We start from the raw sequence: 13,818 nt of genomic DNA, 5'->3' as shown, positions 1-13,818 counted from the left end.
GTTTTCACCGTCCTTTCTGTTTAAAAGAAATTATCTCTAATCCAACCAATACCGACAACAAAGATGATTATAATAAGAGCCACCACAAGCACCACTAAACCCATGCATAACAATACTTTGATAATCGGCAACCCTATTTTTAATACAGTTTCTATCATGTTTTCCTGCCTGTCCTTTCTCTGTGCATTTCCTCAACTTCCCTTAAATGGCGTTCATATTCCTCTTGTGCGTCCTGCCGCTTTATTGAGCCTTTGCAATCTGCCCCCTTACAAATTCATTTACCTGCTATGAACCCATTTTAACACGCTCCACGTAATCTTTTAATGTACTTTCTATCTCTTCTACATCTTGCGTGGTTTTCAGCTTGTCCATAAATTTGATAGCTTTTACATAGCGTTCAGCCGCATCCGCTTCGCTCAAATCCCGTACACCGTTGTTGTAAATATTAACCGCATTATTCAGAATATCATCATTCAGATACAAAAATCTTGCTCTCATTGATTCGCTGTCATGCGCACCCGTATTGTAAAAGCTCAATAATTTATCTAATTGGTCTGAAAGTTGATTAAGTACATTCAACTTTGTATCTAACGAGGCGTCAAGTGGTAACTCTGTAACCGGGATTCCGTTTTCCTCTGCCAGTGCGCCAACCGCTTTTTGTACCCAGTAGTTACTCCTGCCGTTTTTTGCAAGCACTTCTTGCAGTTCCGCCATTGTGAGAGGGATTCCCCGAAGCGCATTGATTTTAGATAATGCCGTTTCGTCAATCCTGCTAACCCTTGCCTGTTCCCATGCTTTCAATTTCTCTATTTCCTCCGCTGTTTTCTTCGCCGCCTTCTCCCTTGCGGCAACAATCGACACTTCATAATTAAGCTGAATCTCTTTTTCTTTGGCGGCGTATGTAGGGGTATTGCGTACATAATCCCGTTGTAGTGTCGCAAGTTCCTGTTTCCTTTCTTCTTCCGCTTTCTGCCATGCTGTTTGGTACTCGCTTCTCACATCCCTAAGCAAATTTGTTAAATCATGAATATTTGTCATTGTTCATACCTCATCTTTCTTTTTATTTTTGATTTTCTTTTTGCCAAATAAAGAGTTATTTTGTTTCGCTCTCCTGCTCCCGCCTGACTTCCTGCATATTCTCATAGCTTTCTTTCAACGCTTTATCACTTGTATCTGCTATGTGCTTCTCTAGTGTCTTGACAAAATGCCTGTTGTTCAGATTATCGTAAATAATCCCTATGCGCTCCTTGTGAGACTTTGCGCCCTCAACCTCCGCTTGATATTCCGGCGTGATTTTGTCACGTTCAGCAACGAACATGGGAGAACCCGGCACGAAATTCCTGTTCAGCTTCTTAAAGCGTTCTTCTTTTTTTGCTTTTGCCTTGTCATATCTGCTTTTGTATGTGTCCATGCACACTTTAGCCATGGCAAATATTTTTAATTCTTCTTTCTTCATGTTATTACCTCGATTCTTTTTTATTTTTTTGTAATTTTGGGGACTTACTGCATTAAGTAGCGCTAAAATTGTCAGGCAGCAAAACCCATATGCCATTATTGTCAGATATTTACTTCAACGATTCTTTCAGAAAATATTGAATCGTGGACAAAATAAAATATCCTGCATACTGCTTATCAATGAACTGTACATTGAGGTTAAATCTTGTTTCCCATGCCTTAAGACTTGCCATGTAAGCATTAGGCTTAAACTCTGTCTTGTATGAATGATTGATGATACTGCTATAGCCGCCCATATCCTCAACCATTAAGTAAACCTTACAGCCGTCATTCCCGGCTTTTAAAAACTCTTTCTCAAAGCGTTCTCTATCCCTTGTGAGACTGCCGGACAATTCCTCTAATGAGTTCTTTCTCTCAATCACAATATCATTATGGAAATATATATTGCGGACATCCTGCATGAGTAATCACCATAGGATAGAGTAGTAATCTCATAGGGTATATGATTCTTCTCAAAGTAATCTACTATGTGGTGGTTCTGCTTCTCTCTACTATCAATCAATATAACCATCTGCTTTATCATCTGCTTAATATCCTTGTCAGAATACTTGTACATCTTCACCTATTATCACTTCCTTTCTATGCGCCATATTCGCCCCATACAGGCAGTTAAGGCATAAAGGTATAGAAGTGAAGTATACATATCATGCCATTAATGAGAAAATAGCGGTAAATAAACGCAAAATAAAAGGATATGCGGTTATTGCATACCCTTAATATATCAACGCCTATTCTGCTTTCATTTCCCTCTTGTACTTATAGAAAGTATTCCTTGCAAGTCCTATCAGCTTCATACAATCCACGTCTGACAGATTGCCGCCGAAATCCTTGCTATGCTTCTGTATCTGCTTCTTTGCTTCAATAGCTTTCTTTGTCTCTACCTTGCTACCCTTTGCCCTGCCTATCTGCTTTCCTGCCGCCTGTGCTTTCCTCACGCCCTCGCTTGTCCTTTGGTGGAGATAGTCAACCTCTGCTTGTGCCGTCTGAAATGCAATCTCTATCTGCCGTTCCGCTAACTTCATCATGTATTCATTGACCGCCGATAGAATAATATCTACATCCGTACCAGTCATAGCAACCTTTGATTGTAACGCCTGTCTGAAATTATCGGTATCTATATGGCGTTCTTTCAGAAATACCAAATTCACGCCCATATCATAAAGCATTTTATAATCCTCGAATCCTTCTTTTGCGTTACGGCTCATTCTTGATACTTCATCAAATACAAGCGTTACTTCTGTACCCTTTACATATTCTTTCTTTATCTGCTCTACAAGTTTATTCCATTTCGGGCGGTCTGTAGTTGTTCCCGTGTATTCCTCTGTGATGATAACCGCCCCCGGATATTCACGCTTGATATTGTCAATCTGTCTTTCTATTCTCTGTTTCATTGTGCTTATTCTCGCATATCCAAAAATGATTGATTTACTCATGGTTCCCGCTCCCTTTCGTGGTATATTGTACTTGTTTAAACGTTGGTATAAAATTAGACTGCAGCTCGATCAGAAACCTCTCCTGGTCATAATAATGGTCAAACTGGAATTCATTCACAATTGCAGAAGACTTCAACAGATATTCCCGGTCCCTCTCGTCGATCAGTCCAGAATACAACCTCACCTCAGTCGGGCTCACCACATGCAGGAGCATGGTCTCCCTCAACTCCTCTGGCTTCCCTTTGATATAGTCCACGACTGCCGTCAATGTATTCACCCTGATCTCATCCGCCATATCAAAAGAATGGTAGCGTCTCAGATCCTTATCACAATATGTCTTCCCATCGATCTCTACGATCTTGGGATCCATCCCATTAACTTTCAATCCTACAACGTACTGTAATGCTTCCCTTAATCCTTCCATCATCTTTCTTCTCCTCCTATGCTATGCTTTTCTTCTCATATCAACAATTCTCTCCCCCGAAGGCTTCTCACCTGCAGGCTCCAGAATCTCGCCCGTATCCGCATCAAACGGCAGGCCATCTGCAGATACCTGTGCTGCCTGTGCATCCTCTATAGACATCTGCCCAGGAATCTGACCCGTCGTAACCTCGGCAACATCCACCTCTCCTGTACGGAGATCCTTTCCCATACTAAGGGTAGTATCCATTCCAGCAGCCGGCGCTAAGGCTGACTTAGTCTGAATGTCTATGGGAGCAAAATTCCTGTCTTTGTTTGGCTTAAACGTAATCGTCACCGTAACTTTCCGCTTTGCCAGGGCATCCGTATTGGGATCCTGGATGTTCTCCGTCACTTCCTTTTTTCACTTAACTGCTTAAAAATCTATCCCATACTTCTCCTTCAGAATCCTCCGCTCTTCCGGCGAAGCAATCTCCGCATCCGTCATCCCCACATCACTGCAATCCCCCACAAGCCCGTCAATCAACCTGGACATTTCCGCCGTATCATAGGTACTGCTCCCCCGGAGCATGATATAAGTCCGGTACATCACTCCATCATTTCCCATCCTAACATCCGAAGTAGGCTTTAAATGATACACCTGGGATTCCATTACCTGCTTACTGGCAGCATCCGTATCTGGAATGGGAATTGGAAGCATCTTCCCGTCCACGATCTCCATAAATCCATGCTTTGATAAAAGAATGTTGTGAAGCTCTGCATTGGATGTCCCCAAGATTCCTGCCAACTTCGTGAGAAGCGCCCAATAATATCTATTGGCATCCAGACTTCTCTTGCGCTTATACGGCTTAATCTCCAGACTCAGCTTATCGCAGTCCTTCAACTCCTCATACGCCTGTCCAAAGTCTTCATTCGGTTCAAACAGGATTGTCAGTCTATGGGTCATAAAGTCGATGATCGGCTGCTTTAATTTCCCGGTAAACTTCATTAGGCCGCACACTTCTCCTTTACCTGTTCAAAATGCTGAGTGATATTTTCATGCTGTGACACCGACAATTGGGATAAATCTGAAACCTTGTACGCGCTGCACACCTTCGTCTCATCAACCCCATCGTCCTTGAAGCGTTTTCTGAGCGCATCCAGTTCCTTTTTATCAATCAATTTCTTCTGGGTACCGCCTTTTGAATCTTTATTTGCACCTGCATTTTGACTCTTCTGTTGATTCTTATTCGCGCCTGCATTTCGACTCCGCTGTTGGTTCTTATCATCCTTTGCATTCTGACTCTGCTGCTGATTCTCATTGGTATCCGCGTCCTTCACATCATCCAGAAGAAGCAGCCCATTCAACGCATATTTTCTGGCGTAAGAAGAAGCGGTATCTTTGATATAATACCGGTTACCAATAAATATCAGATCCCATAGAAGAAATGACAGAAATCTCGCTCTGCGTCTTGGTTACAGCCTCAGAAATCTCTTTCCTGACTGTCTTCATATTCGTCGTGGCGTTGTCCCATTTCGCGCCATAGATGCATTCAAGTGGTATGTAGTCCTGCAGGTCATCCGGTACCAGTTCATTGTACGCGGCTTCAATCTCTGCTTTCTTCTCCCTTACACGCTTCTCTTCAAATGCCTGCACCTGGCCATTGATAGAGTTAATCGGCTTATCATACAAAGCAATCAGGTTTTTAGCCTGTGTCTCAAACTCGTTCCATGGCGCCATATACTCATTCTTTGCATCTCGAAGATTCTCTTGAAACTCCTTTTTCTGTTTCCGAAGGCTTGCTACCTGCTTCTTTGCATATGTCTTACTGTCTTCAGTAAAAACAACACCCTCAAACTCTGCAAGCGTTCCCTTGATCGCCTGCTCCACCTGATCGAAGTTACAGGATATCTTCGCACTTTCCTGTGTGATTACTGCTACTGTATTGTTCATGTATCAATTCCTCCTCGTATTCTCTATAATTATCTTTCAGCCTCTCACGAAGGCTCTTCCTGGATGAAAAATATTCCCGTTCCTCAGATGTCATGATGCCCTCCCATTGACGTCATCCTCCTTTTCCGCTATAATAGCGGTAGATACTTCCATGAGCGCTTTAAGATTGCCGCCTTTTACAAGCGCTCTTTTTTGTTATCCTGCGAAAGAACATGCCCCGCTTCTCAAGATGCCTGGCAGTGCGTCCGAGCACATAGCCTATCGTTACAGTGACTACGCCTGCCAGTACCCATCCCGCATGCCGGGCCGGAGACATCCCGAACATGATACTTAAGGACATCCATACCGTCCAGAGCATCCCAATCCGGATGAGGTCTTTCGCCCTCCTCTGCAAGATTGGGCATAATTTCCTCCTTCTCTTGAAATTCTTCAGCTTCATATCTCTACTCCTGCTTTCACTTGCTTCTATCGCTCTTCTCTTACCATTGCTAAGATCTGCTCATCTGTGATTCTCCCAGTTTTCCTCAAAGCCCGAAGTTCTCCAAGCTTAACAAGCTCTGGCTGTCTTATATGCTTGTACAAACAGCTTTCGCTGACGCCAAGCACCTTGCATAACTTGTCCCGCGGGGTATCAATCATTATATGCTTCATGATCTTACGGAAATTATCATCTAATTTTTGAGTACTTAATGTGATCTTGGGCATCTATCTCACCTCCTCTCATTGGCAAATGTTTTACTAATCAATTACATCTGTTTCCACAGGAATCCACATTTCAGGATTGAAATTCAGAGTATATTTATTCTTACTGACATCTCCAGCGGTAATATCCTCAACAACATAAGTTACGTTGTCACTAAGACCAATAAAATGCTTTTTATACTCTCCTTTTTCATCTTCCACAACAACTTCCAATTGATTATCAGATGTATCTGCCGTAATGGACATCTTTCCTGTCATCTGGAAAAGTACATCTCCTTGTAGACAATTAATTACTGTAACTTGGAGGACATCATTAAAGTTATCTGCTTCTAATGAAAGATTATGAGAAACCTTTGAAGCCTCGCTACATCCAGAGAATGCGAACATTGTCGATACTGACAGCAATAATGCCAAAACTTTCCTCTTCATTTCTACCTCCGTTATTCATTCCATTGAGATGTTATCAGTTCAACTGTAATATCATCACAAAACGCCATATACCACAAACCTATCGTAACCAGTACATTAATTCCCGGGCAGAAGAATATCATCCATTTAAAAATCCCATTCTTCTTTGATTTCTCATGCTTTTTCTTAAACCGCCTCAGATTGTCTTTGAAAACAACTCTTATCCCTATGCAAGACAACTGTCATAGAAGACTAAACGCAATATGAAATTTCAATAACCACAACCTTATATCACTCCCCTCTTTCTAAACCTTTTCATTCAACTTTTTTATCAACTTATCTAAAGATTCATAAATTTGACATGCGAATTCGTGGTTTTCCTCCATCTCATGTAACACAAACTTTTCTACAGTTTTGTGAGATTCAGCTGTTATCTTGATATGATAACGGCTGAAATTCCAACAGATACAATGATCGACACAATTGCTGTCACTATTATTGCAACCACTCTTCACACCACCTCCTTCTGCTTGTAAATTTAGAAAATCTAAACATTTCTATTGACTTTCGAAATAACTCCACCTAATATAAAAAGTACCAAACGCCATCTACCCTGGATGAAAGGCGGTGACAAAATGACCAAAGAAGAAATAGAAGCCAAATTGAAAGCAAAAAGAATTTCTTATGGGATGACACAACAGGAAGTTGCTGACAAAATAGGCAGAAAACAACCAATTGTTGGACATTGGGAAACCGGATATTCGCAGCCAGATGAAAACACATTATTTATACTTTGTGATTTATATGGAACTACTGTTGATGATGTATTTGGATTTAAAAAAGAACACCCTTCCTTATCAAAAAGAGACAAAGAGGTTTTAAAAAAATACAATAATTTAGATTCTTTCGGAAAAGAAACCATAGATATAGCTTTAGACCGAGAGACAGAACGAGTTACTTCATTAAAAAAACAAAAAGAACGTATAGAAGAACTGGAAACCACCACAGCATCCACTATTATAGACATCCAACCCCGGCTAGAGAACAACACCCGTTTCATAGAGTACCACCACAGCGCGTCTGCCGGTACAGGAGTTTTCATCCTTGGCAGTGAGGGCGTTGACCAACTGCCGATACCAGATACCCAGGAGAACCGCAAAGTAGACTATGCGATCAAGGTATCTGGGAACTCCATGGAACCGGACTATAACGACGGCGATATCGTCCTCGTCTCCCAGAAAGTAGAATTGAACCACGGGGACGTGGGGATTTTCATTATCAATAACGATGCATATATCAAGGAATATGGTGAGACGGAACTTATTTCACGGAATCCGGATGCCGATAATATCATAATTTCTGAATATGACAATATCGTCTGTATGGGGAAAGTGGTAGGAAAGTATTAAAATGTAAACTGAAAGGAGTTTATCGTGAGTAATAAAGAAAAAATTGTCCAATTATTAGATATTGTACCTGATTATAAAATGGGATATGTACTGGCATATGTACAGGGAATTACTGCTGATGAAGAAGCTGATGATATTTTTTGCAGGAAAATGATCGAAGATTACAAGAATGATACCGACCCAGAAAAGGATGTCGAATATACATTGGACGAATGTAAAAAAGAATGGGGGCTTAACTGATGTATCAAATTATCATCAAGAAAAAAGCTAAAAAATTTATTGATAAACTTCCTCTCAATGAACGCAAACGAATAGTAAACGCTATTGAGCAATTACCAAATGGTGAGGATATAAAAAAGCTAAAAGGATATGATAATTTGTTACGACTCCGTGTCGGTAGTTATAGAATCATTTACTCAATTGATAATGGGAAATGCATTATTTATGTGATTGATGTTGGGAATCGCGGAGAAATTTATAACAGATATTGATTTTCTATGAGTGTACCTATCACTAATAATTGTAACGAAAGGACGTAATCACATGCCAATGCCCCAGGAACGCACTTACACATCAGAAGACTACTGGAATCTCCCGGAAGGACAGCGTGCGGAGCTGATCGACGGGAAGCTGTATGCCATGGCACCGCCAAGCTTTATCCACCAGAAACTCTTAAGCGAACTACACTATGCAATTCTTAATCATGTAAAATCAAAAAAAGGAAATTGTGAAGTCATCCCCGCCCCGTTTGCCGTCAATCTGAACGCCGATGATAAGATATGGGTGGAACCAGACATTTCTATTATTTGCGATAAATACAAGTTATCAGATCGTGGATGCAAAGGGGCACCAGACTGGATTATAGAGATTATTTCACCTAGCAGCACACGGACAGATTGTGCAATCAAATTATTCAAATACCATACTGCAGGTGTCCGGGAATACTGGATTATAAACCCGATGAAGAAAATTGTTCAGACCTATATCTTTGATGATGAGGAAGATGCAAATATGTATTCTTTTGATGATGAGATTCCTGTTTATATTTTTGATGGGCTGACTATCACGATTTCTGACTTATTATAGAAAAACCGCCCCTGCACCAACAGAGACGGTTTCACATAGATGTAACTCGCAAACCAGAGGATTGCGGTATACTCTACCCTGAACAAGTAGATTATACCATAATTCTTCGCATTTTACGAGGGTTATCTTTTATACCCTTTTTCAGGAGGATGTTACTATGGGAAAATACAAAAAAACGCAAAGATGGAAGATACGCGACAACTGTAATGATCGGATATAAGGCTGACGGCCGTCCGAACAATGTTTTTCTGTCTGCCAAGACCGAAAAGGAACTTAGAAATAAGATTGTCCGATCCGATGTTCAGAAGCTGATCAATGATAACCAGGAACATCCACGGACCTGTGAAATCATCAAAATGACGCTTGTCCAAATTTTTAACAGTGCCATAGATGATAAGCTGCTGCATGAGAATGTTGCGAAGAAAGCAACCCCTCCGAAGCGACATAAGGCGGAGAAGCGCGCTCTGACGGCCTTGGAGAAAGAAGCGATAAAGAAAGCGGATTTTACCCAGACGGAACGCGCCCTTGTTATGCTTCTGTTTTACTTTGGACTGCGCCGCGGAGAGGTTCTTGCCCTTACCAAATCAGACATAAACCTCAAAAAGAAGTTGCTGATCGTGAATAAGACTGTCGTGTTCGATGTGAATACTCCAATCATAAAGACCGGGGCAAAAAGTGATGCCGGGAACCGTGAAATACCCATCCCAGACAGCGCAGCACCCTTTTTTAGACAGTTTCAGGCTGTTGAACTTATGGGTCACTCTGATCTGAAGATGATAATGGAAGTGTATGCCCATCTAGATGAAAAGAAAGAAGCTGTACATGAAAAAATAGGGGAATTAATACGAATTGGAACAAACGCTGAAACAGCCCAGAAACCGCTTAAAATCTAGGTTTCTGGGCTGTTTCTTTCACTGAGCGTGCCGGGGTTCGAACCCGGGACAACTTGATTAAAAGTCAAGTGCTCTACCAACTGAGCTACACACCCATAATAACTGGGCTAGTTGGATTCGAACCAACGAATGCAGGAGTCAAAGTCCTGTGCCTTACCGCTTGGCGATAGCCCAATAAAAAGAAAAAAGGGTGGGTAATGGGACTCGAACCCATGATATCCAGAACCACAATCTGGCGCGCTAACCAACTGCACCATACCCACCATATATATTACTTATCGAACTATTGATGTCCAACTAAGTATCACCTTATTCAATTGTCTGTGATTCCAACGAGCCTGGGGGGATTCGAACCCTCGACCTACGGCTTAGAAGGCCGTTGCTCTATCCAGCTGAGCTACAGACTCATAAGAAAGCGGGTGATGGGAATCGAACCCACGTATCTAGCTTGGAAGGCTAGTGTTCTACCATTGAACTACACCCGCATAGATATCGGGGTGACAGGATTTGAACCTGCGACCTCCTGGTCCCAAACCAGGCGCTCTAGCCAAGCTGAGCCACACCCCGACGCGATGTTATATTGTCACGCCACTTCAATCTATTCCCCCGTGACGCAATAACTATTATATACGAACACCCTCAGCTTGTCAACAACTTTTTTATAAATATTCCAGAGAAATATCCACCTCTCCCTGAGGCGCCATATTCATAACCATATAACTGGGTCTGCGGCCCGCCTGACGCGGATATGCCACGCTGCCCGGATTCAGTGTGATCAGTCCCGGCTCCCGGGTAAGCGCCGGTTTATGCGTATGCCCGTACATCACAATATCCGCTCCCCGTTCCCTCGCCTCTTCCTTAAGCCTCTCCTCACTCATTGCCACATAATAATAATGTCCGTGCGTAATGAAGATACGGCGTCCCTCAACTTCAAACTCCTCTTCCTGCGGAAGATCCGAGAAGAAGTCATTATTCCCCCTTATAATATGTGACGGACAGTCTGCCAGAGCCGCTATATAATCTTCCCCGCCTTCTGTGTCCCCAAGATGGATCAGCATGTCCACCGGCTTTACCATCTCCAGAACCCTCTCAAGATTCCTGTGTGACTTATGTGTATCACTTACGACCAATATTTTCATAAGAAACCTCTCTTCAATTACTTATCTGCAGCACAAACGGTCTTCCGTCTCCGGCGCTTATCTTAGCGCCTTGCTTTCCAGAATGCTGCGCATCTTCCGAAGTCCTTCGCCCCTGTGGCTTAACTCATTCTTCTTCTCCGGAGCAAGCTGTGCGCTGGTACAACCGTACTCCGGCAGGAAAAAGATCGGATCATAGCCGAAACCATTCGCTCCGATGATCTCATGGCCTATGATACCTTCCATCGTCCCCCTGACCACTTCGCTGGTCCCGTCCGGAAATGCCGCCGCTATGGCGCACACGAATCTTGCCGTCCGCTTCTCATCCTCCACGCCGCTAAGCCGGTCAAGAAGCGCCTGGTTCTTGATATCATAGGATGTATCCTCTCCCATGTACCGTGCGGAGTAGATTCCAGGCTCCTTGTTCAGATAATCAATCTCCAGTCCGGAATCATCCGCCAGGATCACGGCATTCTCATACTCCGGCATCTGCCTTGCCGCAGCGGCGATCCCTTTCGCTTTGATCAGAGCATTCTCCTCAAAGGTCGTTCCGTCCTCCACTACTTCCGCTTCGATCCCTGCTTCTCGCTGGGACAGCACTTCTATCCCCAGATCCTCAAGGATCATCCGGATCTCCACCATCTTGTGTTCATTCCCTGTCGCAAATATTATCTTATCCATCTTGATCTCCCCCTTAATCTATGAAATTCCTCCAACATGCAGACAGCACAGTGCTGATCACTCAAGAATCAATGTAATGATGTACCAATCCTTCTCGGCGGCTTCGGCCCTTGGAACTGATAAAAATATGTCTTCAGCATTCCGTTATAGATCTTACGGTTCTTATCCGCCTTCCTGCCGAAATACTTCTCGGCATCTTCATAGGAAGTGATCATATACGCCGACCAGGAATCCAGTCTCTTGAAGCTCTCGCCAAATGCCCGGTACAGTTGCGGAAGAGCCTCTTTCTCCTCCAACCGCTCTCCGTACGGCGGATTCGTGATGATGAAACCATATTTCTTCGGATGGCTTAAGTTCCGGACATCTCTTTCCTGAAAATGTATCAGATGACCGACTCCGGCTTCATCGGCATTCCTCCTGGCGATCCTTACCACCGAACTGTCAATATCATATCCCTGTATATCCGTCTCTATGCCGTCCCTGATCCTGTCATTCGCTTCATTCACCGCATCGTACCATAACTTCCTGGGGATCAGATTCTTCCACCCTTCCGCCGTAAACGACCGATTCATCCCCGGCGCGATATCCGCCGCCATCAACGCCGCTTCTATAAGAAATGTTCCGCTTCCGCAGAACGGATCCACAAGTATCCGGTCTCCTCTCCAGGGTGTCAGCATGATGAGTGCCGCCGCCAGCGTCTCGGTGATCGGCGCCTTCCCCGACACCTCACGGTATCCTCTCTTATGAAGAGACACTCCGGATGTATCGATACCCACGGTAACCACATCCTTCTTGAGAAACACGCGGACCGGATATGACGCGCCGTCCTCGGGAAACCATTCTACATGGTACCGTTCCCCAAGTCTCCTTACCATCGCCTTCTTCATGATCGACTGTATATCCGACGGGCTGAATAATCGGCTCTTGACGGACGCTGCCTTCGCCACCCAGAACTTCCCGTCCCTGGGGATATAATCCTCCCAGGGCAGTGCCCTGGTCTTCTCAAATAATTCTTCAAAGGTTACAGCCTGGAAACTGCCGACCTTCCACAAAATCCTCTCCGCTGTGCGTAAGAATACATTCGCATAGCAGACGGCGGCAGCATCCCCGTAGAACGTAACCCTGCCGTCTTCTACTTCCGCGATCTCATATCCCAACTCCAGGATCTCTCTTTTCAATACCGCTTCCAGCCCAAAATGGCAGGGAGCGATCAGTTCAATTCTCATTTTATATACCTCTACATCTTACTTTCTTTCCCTATAGGTTGTCAACTGGCAAAACCAAAAAACAGATCAATCCCGTCCGCAATTCCCTGTACGATCTTACTCTGATATTCCGGAGTCTGCATCAATAGATCCTCTTGCGGATTCGTCATATATCCCATCTCCACGATCGTCACGGGTACGCGGCTCCAGTTATTCCCGCTCATCGTGTCCGTCTCCCATACGCCTTCGCTCCTGCACCCTGTCATTTCACAGTATTTATTCAGAATACAATCTGACAGATTCCTGCTTGCAGAATACAGCTCGGAAGCATACGGGCTCCCCGGAGTCGTACAGATCGTCATCGCGCCCGCCGCCCCCTGGTTCTCCGAGCCGTTCGCATGGATACGCACATAGGCGGCCGCGCCGGCATTATTGGCAACGTTGGCCCGCTCTATACAACTGACCGGCACATCATTGGATTCCCTCGTCATTAATACGGTATAACCTCTCCCCTCTAACTCTGCCTTCAACTGCACAGAGATATTCAGTGTCAGTTCGTATTCCCGCACGCCGCTGGCAACTCCGCTCGTACCGCTGGCATCGGCAGCCTTGTATTCAGAAGAACCCGGGCCAAGCGGTTCTGTTCCGGGCGCAACCACTGCAGAGTGACCGGGATCCAGCACAACCGTCAGTCCGCCTCTGGCATTCATAGCCGCCTGCTGTTCTTCCAGCATTCTTCGTTCTTCCTCTTCCTGCGCCCTCTGCGCTTCCTTCTGCTCTTCCTCTTCCTGCGCTCTCTGTGCTTCCTTTCGCTCTTCCTCTTCCTTATGTTTCCTTTCTTCTTCCCGCCGTTCCTTCTCTTCCTGCTCTTTCTCCTGTTCAATGACAGCCTGCACGTCTATCTCGTCATCTTTTTTACATCCCATAAGTAAAAGGGCGATACAGCAGAAAATAATTAATCTCTTTGCTATTCTCATCCTGATTACGATCCTTCTGA

22 protein-coding genes and 6 tRNA genes are annotated in these 13,818 nt (G+C 44.1%); 5 read left to right on the top strand and 23 right to left on the bottom strand.

Features of this window, described 5'->3' with window-relative positions; genetic code table 11:
• Positions 1-20 precede the first annotated feature (20 nt).
• From VSQ62_RS02280 to VSQ62_RS02220, 13 genes are all read right to left on the bottom strand, one after another.
• Positions 21-158: a hypothetical protein gene (locus tag VSQ62_RS02280; RefSeq protein ID WP_334632959.1), complete on the bottom strand. Its 138-nt coding sequence runs from the start codon at positions 156-158 to the stop codon at positions 21-23.
• A gap of 127 nt (positions 159-285) precedes the next feature.
• Positions 286-1,038, bottom strand: a complete 753-nt coding sequence (locus tag VSQ62_RS02275; RefSeq protein ID WP_334632958.1) for a hypothetical protein — start codon at positions 1,036-1,038, stop codon at positions 286-288.
• A gap of 55 nt (positions 1,039-1,093) precedes the next feature.
• Positions 1,094-1,456: a hypothetical protein gene (locus tag VSQ62_RS02270; RefSeq protein ID WP_334632957.1), complete on the bottom strand. Its 363-nt coding sequence runs from the start codon at positions 1,454-1,456 to the stop codon at positions 1,094-1,096.
• Between the two features lie 109 nt (positions 1,457-1,565).
• Positions 1,566-1,916: an ERCC4 domain-containing protein gene (locus tag VSQ62_RS02265; protein WP_334632956.1), complete on the bottom strand. Its 351-nt coding sequence runs from the start codon at positions 1,914-1,916 to the stop codon at positions 1,566-1,568.
• A gap of 327 nt (positions 1,917-2,243) precedes the next feature.
• Positions 2,244-2,948, bottom strand: a complete 705-nt coding sequence (locus VSQ62_RS02260; protein WP_334632955.1) for a recombinase family protein — start codon at positions 2,946-2,948, stop codon at positions 2,244-2,246.
• Positions 2,941-3,375 carry a hypothetical protein gene (locus VSQ62_RS02255; protein ID WP_334632954.1) on the bottom strand — a complete coding sequence of 145 codons (435 nt, stop codon included), beginning with the start codon at positions 3,373-3,375 and terminating at the stop codon, positions 2,941-2,943. Before VSQ62_RS02255 ends, VSQ62_RS02260 begins: the two co-directional genes overlap by 8 nt.
• An 18-nt stretch (positions 3,376-3,393) precedes the next feature.
• Positions 3,394-3,762 carry a hypothetical protein gene (locus tag VSQ62_RS02250; RefSeq protein ID WP_334632953.1) on the bottom strand — a complete coding sequence of 123 codons (369 nt, stop codon included), beginning with the start codon at positions 3,760-3,762 and terminating at the stop codon, positions 3,394-3,396.
• A 21-nt stretch (positions 3,763-3,783) separates the two neighbouring features.
• On the bottom strand, positions 3,784-4,356 hold the full coding sequence (locus VSQ62_RS02245; RefSeq protein ID WP_334632951.1) for a NinB/YbcN family protein: 573 nt from the start codon (positions 4,354-4,356) through the stop codon (positions 3,784-3,786).
• On the bottom strand, positions 4,356-4,754 hold the full coding sequence (locus VSQ62_RS02240) for an ERF family protein (protein WP_334637542.1): 399 nt from the start codon (positions 4,752-4,754) through the stop codon (positions 4,356-4,358). Before VSQ62_RS02240 ends, VSQ62_RS02245 begins: the two co-directional genes overlap by 1 nt.
• A gap of 10 nt (positions 4,755-4,764) precedes the next feature.
• Positions 4,765-5,301: a DUF1351 domain-containing protein gene (locus VSQ62_RS02235; RefSeq protein WP_334632949.1), complete on the bottom strand. Its 537-nt coding sequence runs from the start codon at positions 5,299-5,301 to the stop codon at positions 4,765-4,767.
• A gap of 160 nt (positions 5,302-5,461) precedes the next feature.
• On the bottom strand, positions 5,462-5,740 hold the full coding sequence (locus tag VSQ62_RS02230; RefSeq protein WP_334632947.1) for a hypothetical protein: 279 nt from the start codon (positions 5,738-5,740) through the stop codon (positions 5,462-5,464).
• 26 nt (positions 5,741-5,766) lie between these two features.
• Positions 5,767-6,006, bottom strand: coding sequence for a hypothetical protein (locus VSQ62_RS02225; protein WP_334632945.1), 240 nt, complete (start codon positions 6,004-6,006; stop codon positions 5,767-5,769).
• A gap of 33 nt (positions 6,007-6,039) precedes the next feature.
• Positions 6,040-6,432, bottom strand: a complete 393-nt coding sequence (locus VSQ62_RS02220) for a beta-sandwich lipoprotein (protein WP_300695782.1) — start codon at positions 6,430-6,432, stop codon at positions 6,040-6,042.
• Positions 6,433-7,046: 614 nt separating this feature from the next.
• On the opposite strand from VSQ62_RS02220, the gene VSQ62_RS02215 reads away from it, so the two are divergent.
• The 5 genes from VSQ62_RS02215 (at position 7,047) to VSQ62_RS02195 (ending at position 9,799) form a co-directional block, all read left to right on the top strand.
• The gene (locus VSQ62_RS02215) at positions 7,047-7,820 is read left to right on the top strand and encodes a S24 family peptidase (protein ID WP_334632944.1); all 774 of its coding nucleotides are present in this window, start codon (positions 7,047-7,049) and stop codon (positions 7,818-7,820) included.
• Positions 7,821-7,844: 24 nt separating this feature from the next.
• A complete protein-coding gene (locus tag VSQ62_RS02210) occupies positions 7,845-8,060 on the top strand; it encodes a hypothetical protein (protein WP_334632943.1) in 216 nt (71 codons plus the stop codon).
• The gene (locus VSQ62_RS02205) at positions 8,060-8,311 is read left to right on the top strand and encodes a type II toxin-antitoxin system RelE family toxin (protein WP_334632941.1); all 252 of its coding nucleotides are present in this window, start codon (positions 8,060-8,062) and stop codon (positions 8,309-8,311) included. Before VSQ62_RS02210 ends, VSQ62_RS02205 begins: the two co-directional genes overlap by 1 nt.
• Positions 8,312-8,363: 52 nt before the next feature.
• Positions 8,364-8,906 (top strand): Uma2 family endonuclease, encoded by a 543-nt coding sequence (locus VSQ62_RS02200; RefSeq protein ID WP_334632939.1) that lies wholly within the window; start codon positions 8,364-8,366, stop codon positions 8,904-8,906.
• Between the two features lie 149 nt (positions 8,907-9,055).
• Positions 9,056-9,799: a site-specific integrase gene (locus VSQ62_RS02195; RefSeq protein WP_334632937.1), complete on the top strand. Its 744-nt coding sequence runs from the start codon at positions 9,056-9,058 to the stop codon at positions 9,797-9,799.
• 22 nt (positions 9,800-9,821) lie between these two features.
• Here the strand turns inward: VSQ62_RS02195 and VSQ62_RS02190 are convergent.
• The 10 genes from VSQ62_RS02190 to VSQ62_RS02145 all read right to left on the bottom strand — a co-directional run bounded on the left by VSQ62_RS02190 (position 9,822) and on the right by VSQ62_RS02145 (position 13,798).
• Positions 9,822-9,894: transfer RNA gene (locus VSQ62_RS02190), tRNA-Lys, on the bottom strand.
• Between the two features lie 7 nt (positions 9,895-9,901).
• Positions 9,902-9,973 (bottom strand) — tRNA-Gln (locus VSQ62_RS02185).
• A gap of 15 nt (positions 9,974-9,988) precedes the next feature.
• A tRNA-His gene (locus VSQ62_RS02180) sits at positions 9,989-10,062 on the bottom strand.
• 70 nt (positions 10,063-10,132) lie between these two features.
• Positions 10,133-10,206, bottom strand: a tRNA-Arg gene (locus VSQ62_RS02175).
• Positions 10,207-10,213: 7 nt separating this feature from the next.
• Positions 10,214-10,284 (bottom strand) — tRNA-Gly (locus VSQ62_RS02170).
• A gap of 7 nt (positions 10,285-10,291) precedes the next feature.
• Positions 10,292-10,366 (bottom strand) — tRNA-Pro (locus VSQ62_RS02165).
• Between the two features lie 92 nt (positions 10,367-10,458).
• Positions 10,459-10,938 (bottom strand): metallophosphoesterase family protein, encoded by a 480-nt coding sequence (locus VSQ62_RS02160; protein ID WP_334632936.1) that lies wholly within the window; start codon positions 10,936-10,938, stop codon positions 10,459-10,461.
• A 57-nt stretch (positions 10,939-10,995) separates the two neighbouring features.
• Positions 10,996-11,616, bottom strand: coding sequence for an RdgB/HAM1 family non-canonical purine NTP pyrophosphatase (gene rdgB, locus VSQ62_RS02155; RefSeq protein WP_334632935.1), 621 nt, complete (start codon positions 11,614-11,616; stop codon positions 10,996-10,998).
• A gap of 68 nt (positions 11,617-11,684) precedes the next feature.
• Entirely contained in the window at positions 11,685-12,842 is a 1,158-nt protein-coding gene (locus tag VSQ62_RS02150; RefSeq protein WP_334632934.1) for a THUMP domain-containing class I SAM-dependent RNA methyltransferase, read from the bottom strand.
• Positions 12,843-12,883: 41 nt separating this feature from the next.
• Positions 12,884-13,798 carry an N-acetylmuramoyl-L-alanine amidase gene (locus tag VSQ62_RS02145; RefSeq protein WP_334632933.1) on the bottom strand — a complete coding sequence of 305 codons (915 nt, stop codon included), beginning with the start codon at positions 13,796-13,798 and terminating at the stop codon, positions 12,884-12,886.
• Positions 13,799-13,818 lie beyond the last annotated feature (20 nt).

It is taken from the genome of Sporofaciens sp. JLR.KK001 (assembly GCF_036941055.1).
Classification (GTDB): Bacteria; Bacillota; Clostridia; order Lachnospirales; family Lachnospiraceae; genus Sporofaciens.
Note: the sequence above shows the minus strand (reverse complement) of the source record. Positions and strands in the feature narration are given on the sequence as shown.

Excerpts from the sequence above, each read along its gene's own strand:
- VSQ62_RS02280 (WP_334632959.1), bottom strand. The coding sequence starts at position 158 with ATGATAGAAACTGTATTAAAAATAGGGTTGCCGATTATCAAAGTATTG.
- VSQ62_RS02275 (WP_334632958.1), bottom strand. The coding sequence starts at position 1,038 with ATGACAAATATTCATGATTTAACAAATTTGCTTAGGGATGTGAGAAGC.
- VSQ62_RS02270 (WP_334632957.1), bottom strand. The coding sequence starts at position 1,456 with ATGAAGAAAGAAGAATTAAAAATATTTGCCATGGCTAAAGTGTGCATG.
- VSQ62_RS02265 (WP_334632956.1), bottom strand. The coding sequence starts at position 1,916 with ATGCAGGATGTCCGCAATATATATTTCCATAATGATATTGTGATTGAG.
- VSQ62_RS02260 (WP_334632955.1), bottom strand. The coding sequence starts at position 2,948 with ATGAGTAAATCAATCATTTTTGGATATGCGAGAATAAGCACAATGAAA.
- VSQ62_RS02255 (WP_334632954.1), bottom strand. The coding sequence starts at position 3,375 with ATGATGGAAGGATTAAGGGAAGCATTACAGTACGTTGTAGGATTGAAA.
- VSQ62_RS02245 (WP_334632951.1), bottom strand. The coding sequence starts at position 4,356 with ATGAAGTTTACCGGGAAATTAAAGCAGCCGATCATCGACTTTATGACC.
- VSQ62_RS02235 (WP_334632949.1), bottom strand. The coding sequence starts at position 5,301 with ATGAACAATACAGTAGCAGTAATCACACAGGAAAGTGCGAAGATATCC.
- VSQ62_RS02230 (WP_334632947.1), bottom strand. The coding sequence starts at position 5,740 with ATGAAGCTGAAGAATTTCAAGAGAAGGAGGAAATTATGCCCAATCTTG.
- VSQ62_RS02225 (WP_334632945.1), bottom strand. The coding sequence starts at position 6,006 with ATGCCCAAGATCACATTAAGTACTCAAAAATTAGATGATAATTTCCGT.
- VSQ62_RS02220 (WP_300695782.1), bottom strand. The coding sequence starts at position 6,432 with ATGAAGAGGAAAGTTTTGGCATTATTGCTGTCAGTATCGACAATGTTC.
- VSQ62_RS02215 (WP_334632944.1), top strand. The coding sequence starts at position 7,047 with ATGACCAAAGAAGAAATAGAAGCCAAATTGAAAGCAAAAAGAATTTCT.
- VSQ62_RS02205 (WP_334632941.1), top strand. The coding sequence starts at position 8,060 with ATGTATCAAATTATCATCAAGAAAAAAGCTAAAAAATTTATTGATAAA.
- VSQ62_RS02200 (WP_334632939.1), top strand. The coding sequence starts at position 8,364 with ATGCCAATGCCCCAGGAACGCACTTACACATCAGAAGACTACTGGAAT.
- VSQ62_RS02195 (WP_334632937.1), top strand. The coding sequence starts at position 9,056 with ATGTTACTATGGGAAAATACAAAAAAACGCAAAGATGGAAGATACGCG.
- VSQ62_RS02160 (WP_334632936.1), bottom strand. The coding sequence starts at position 10,938 with ATGAAAATATTGGTCGTAAGTGATACACATAAGTCACACAGGAATCTT.
- rdgB (WP_334632935.1), bottom strand. The coding sequence starts at position 11,616 with ATGGATAAGATAATATTTGCGACAGGGAATGAACACAAGATGGTGGAG.
- VSQ62_RS02150 (WP_334632934.1), bottom strand. The coding sequence starts at position 12,842 with ATGAGAATTGAACTGATCGCTCCCTGCCATTTTGGGCTGGAAGCGGTA.
- VSQ62_RS02145 (WP_334632933.1), bottom strand. The coding sequence starts at position 13,798 with ATGAGAATAGCAAAGAGATTAATTATTTTCTGCTGTATCGCCCTTTTA.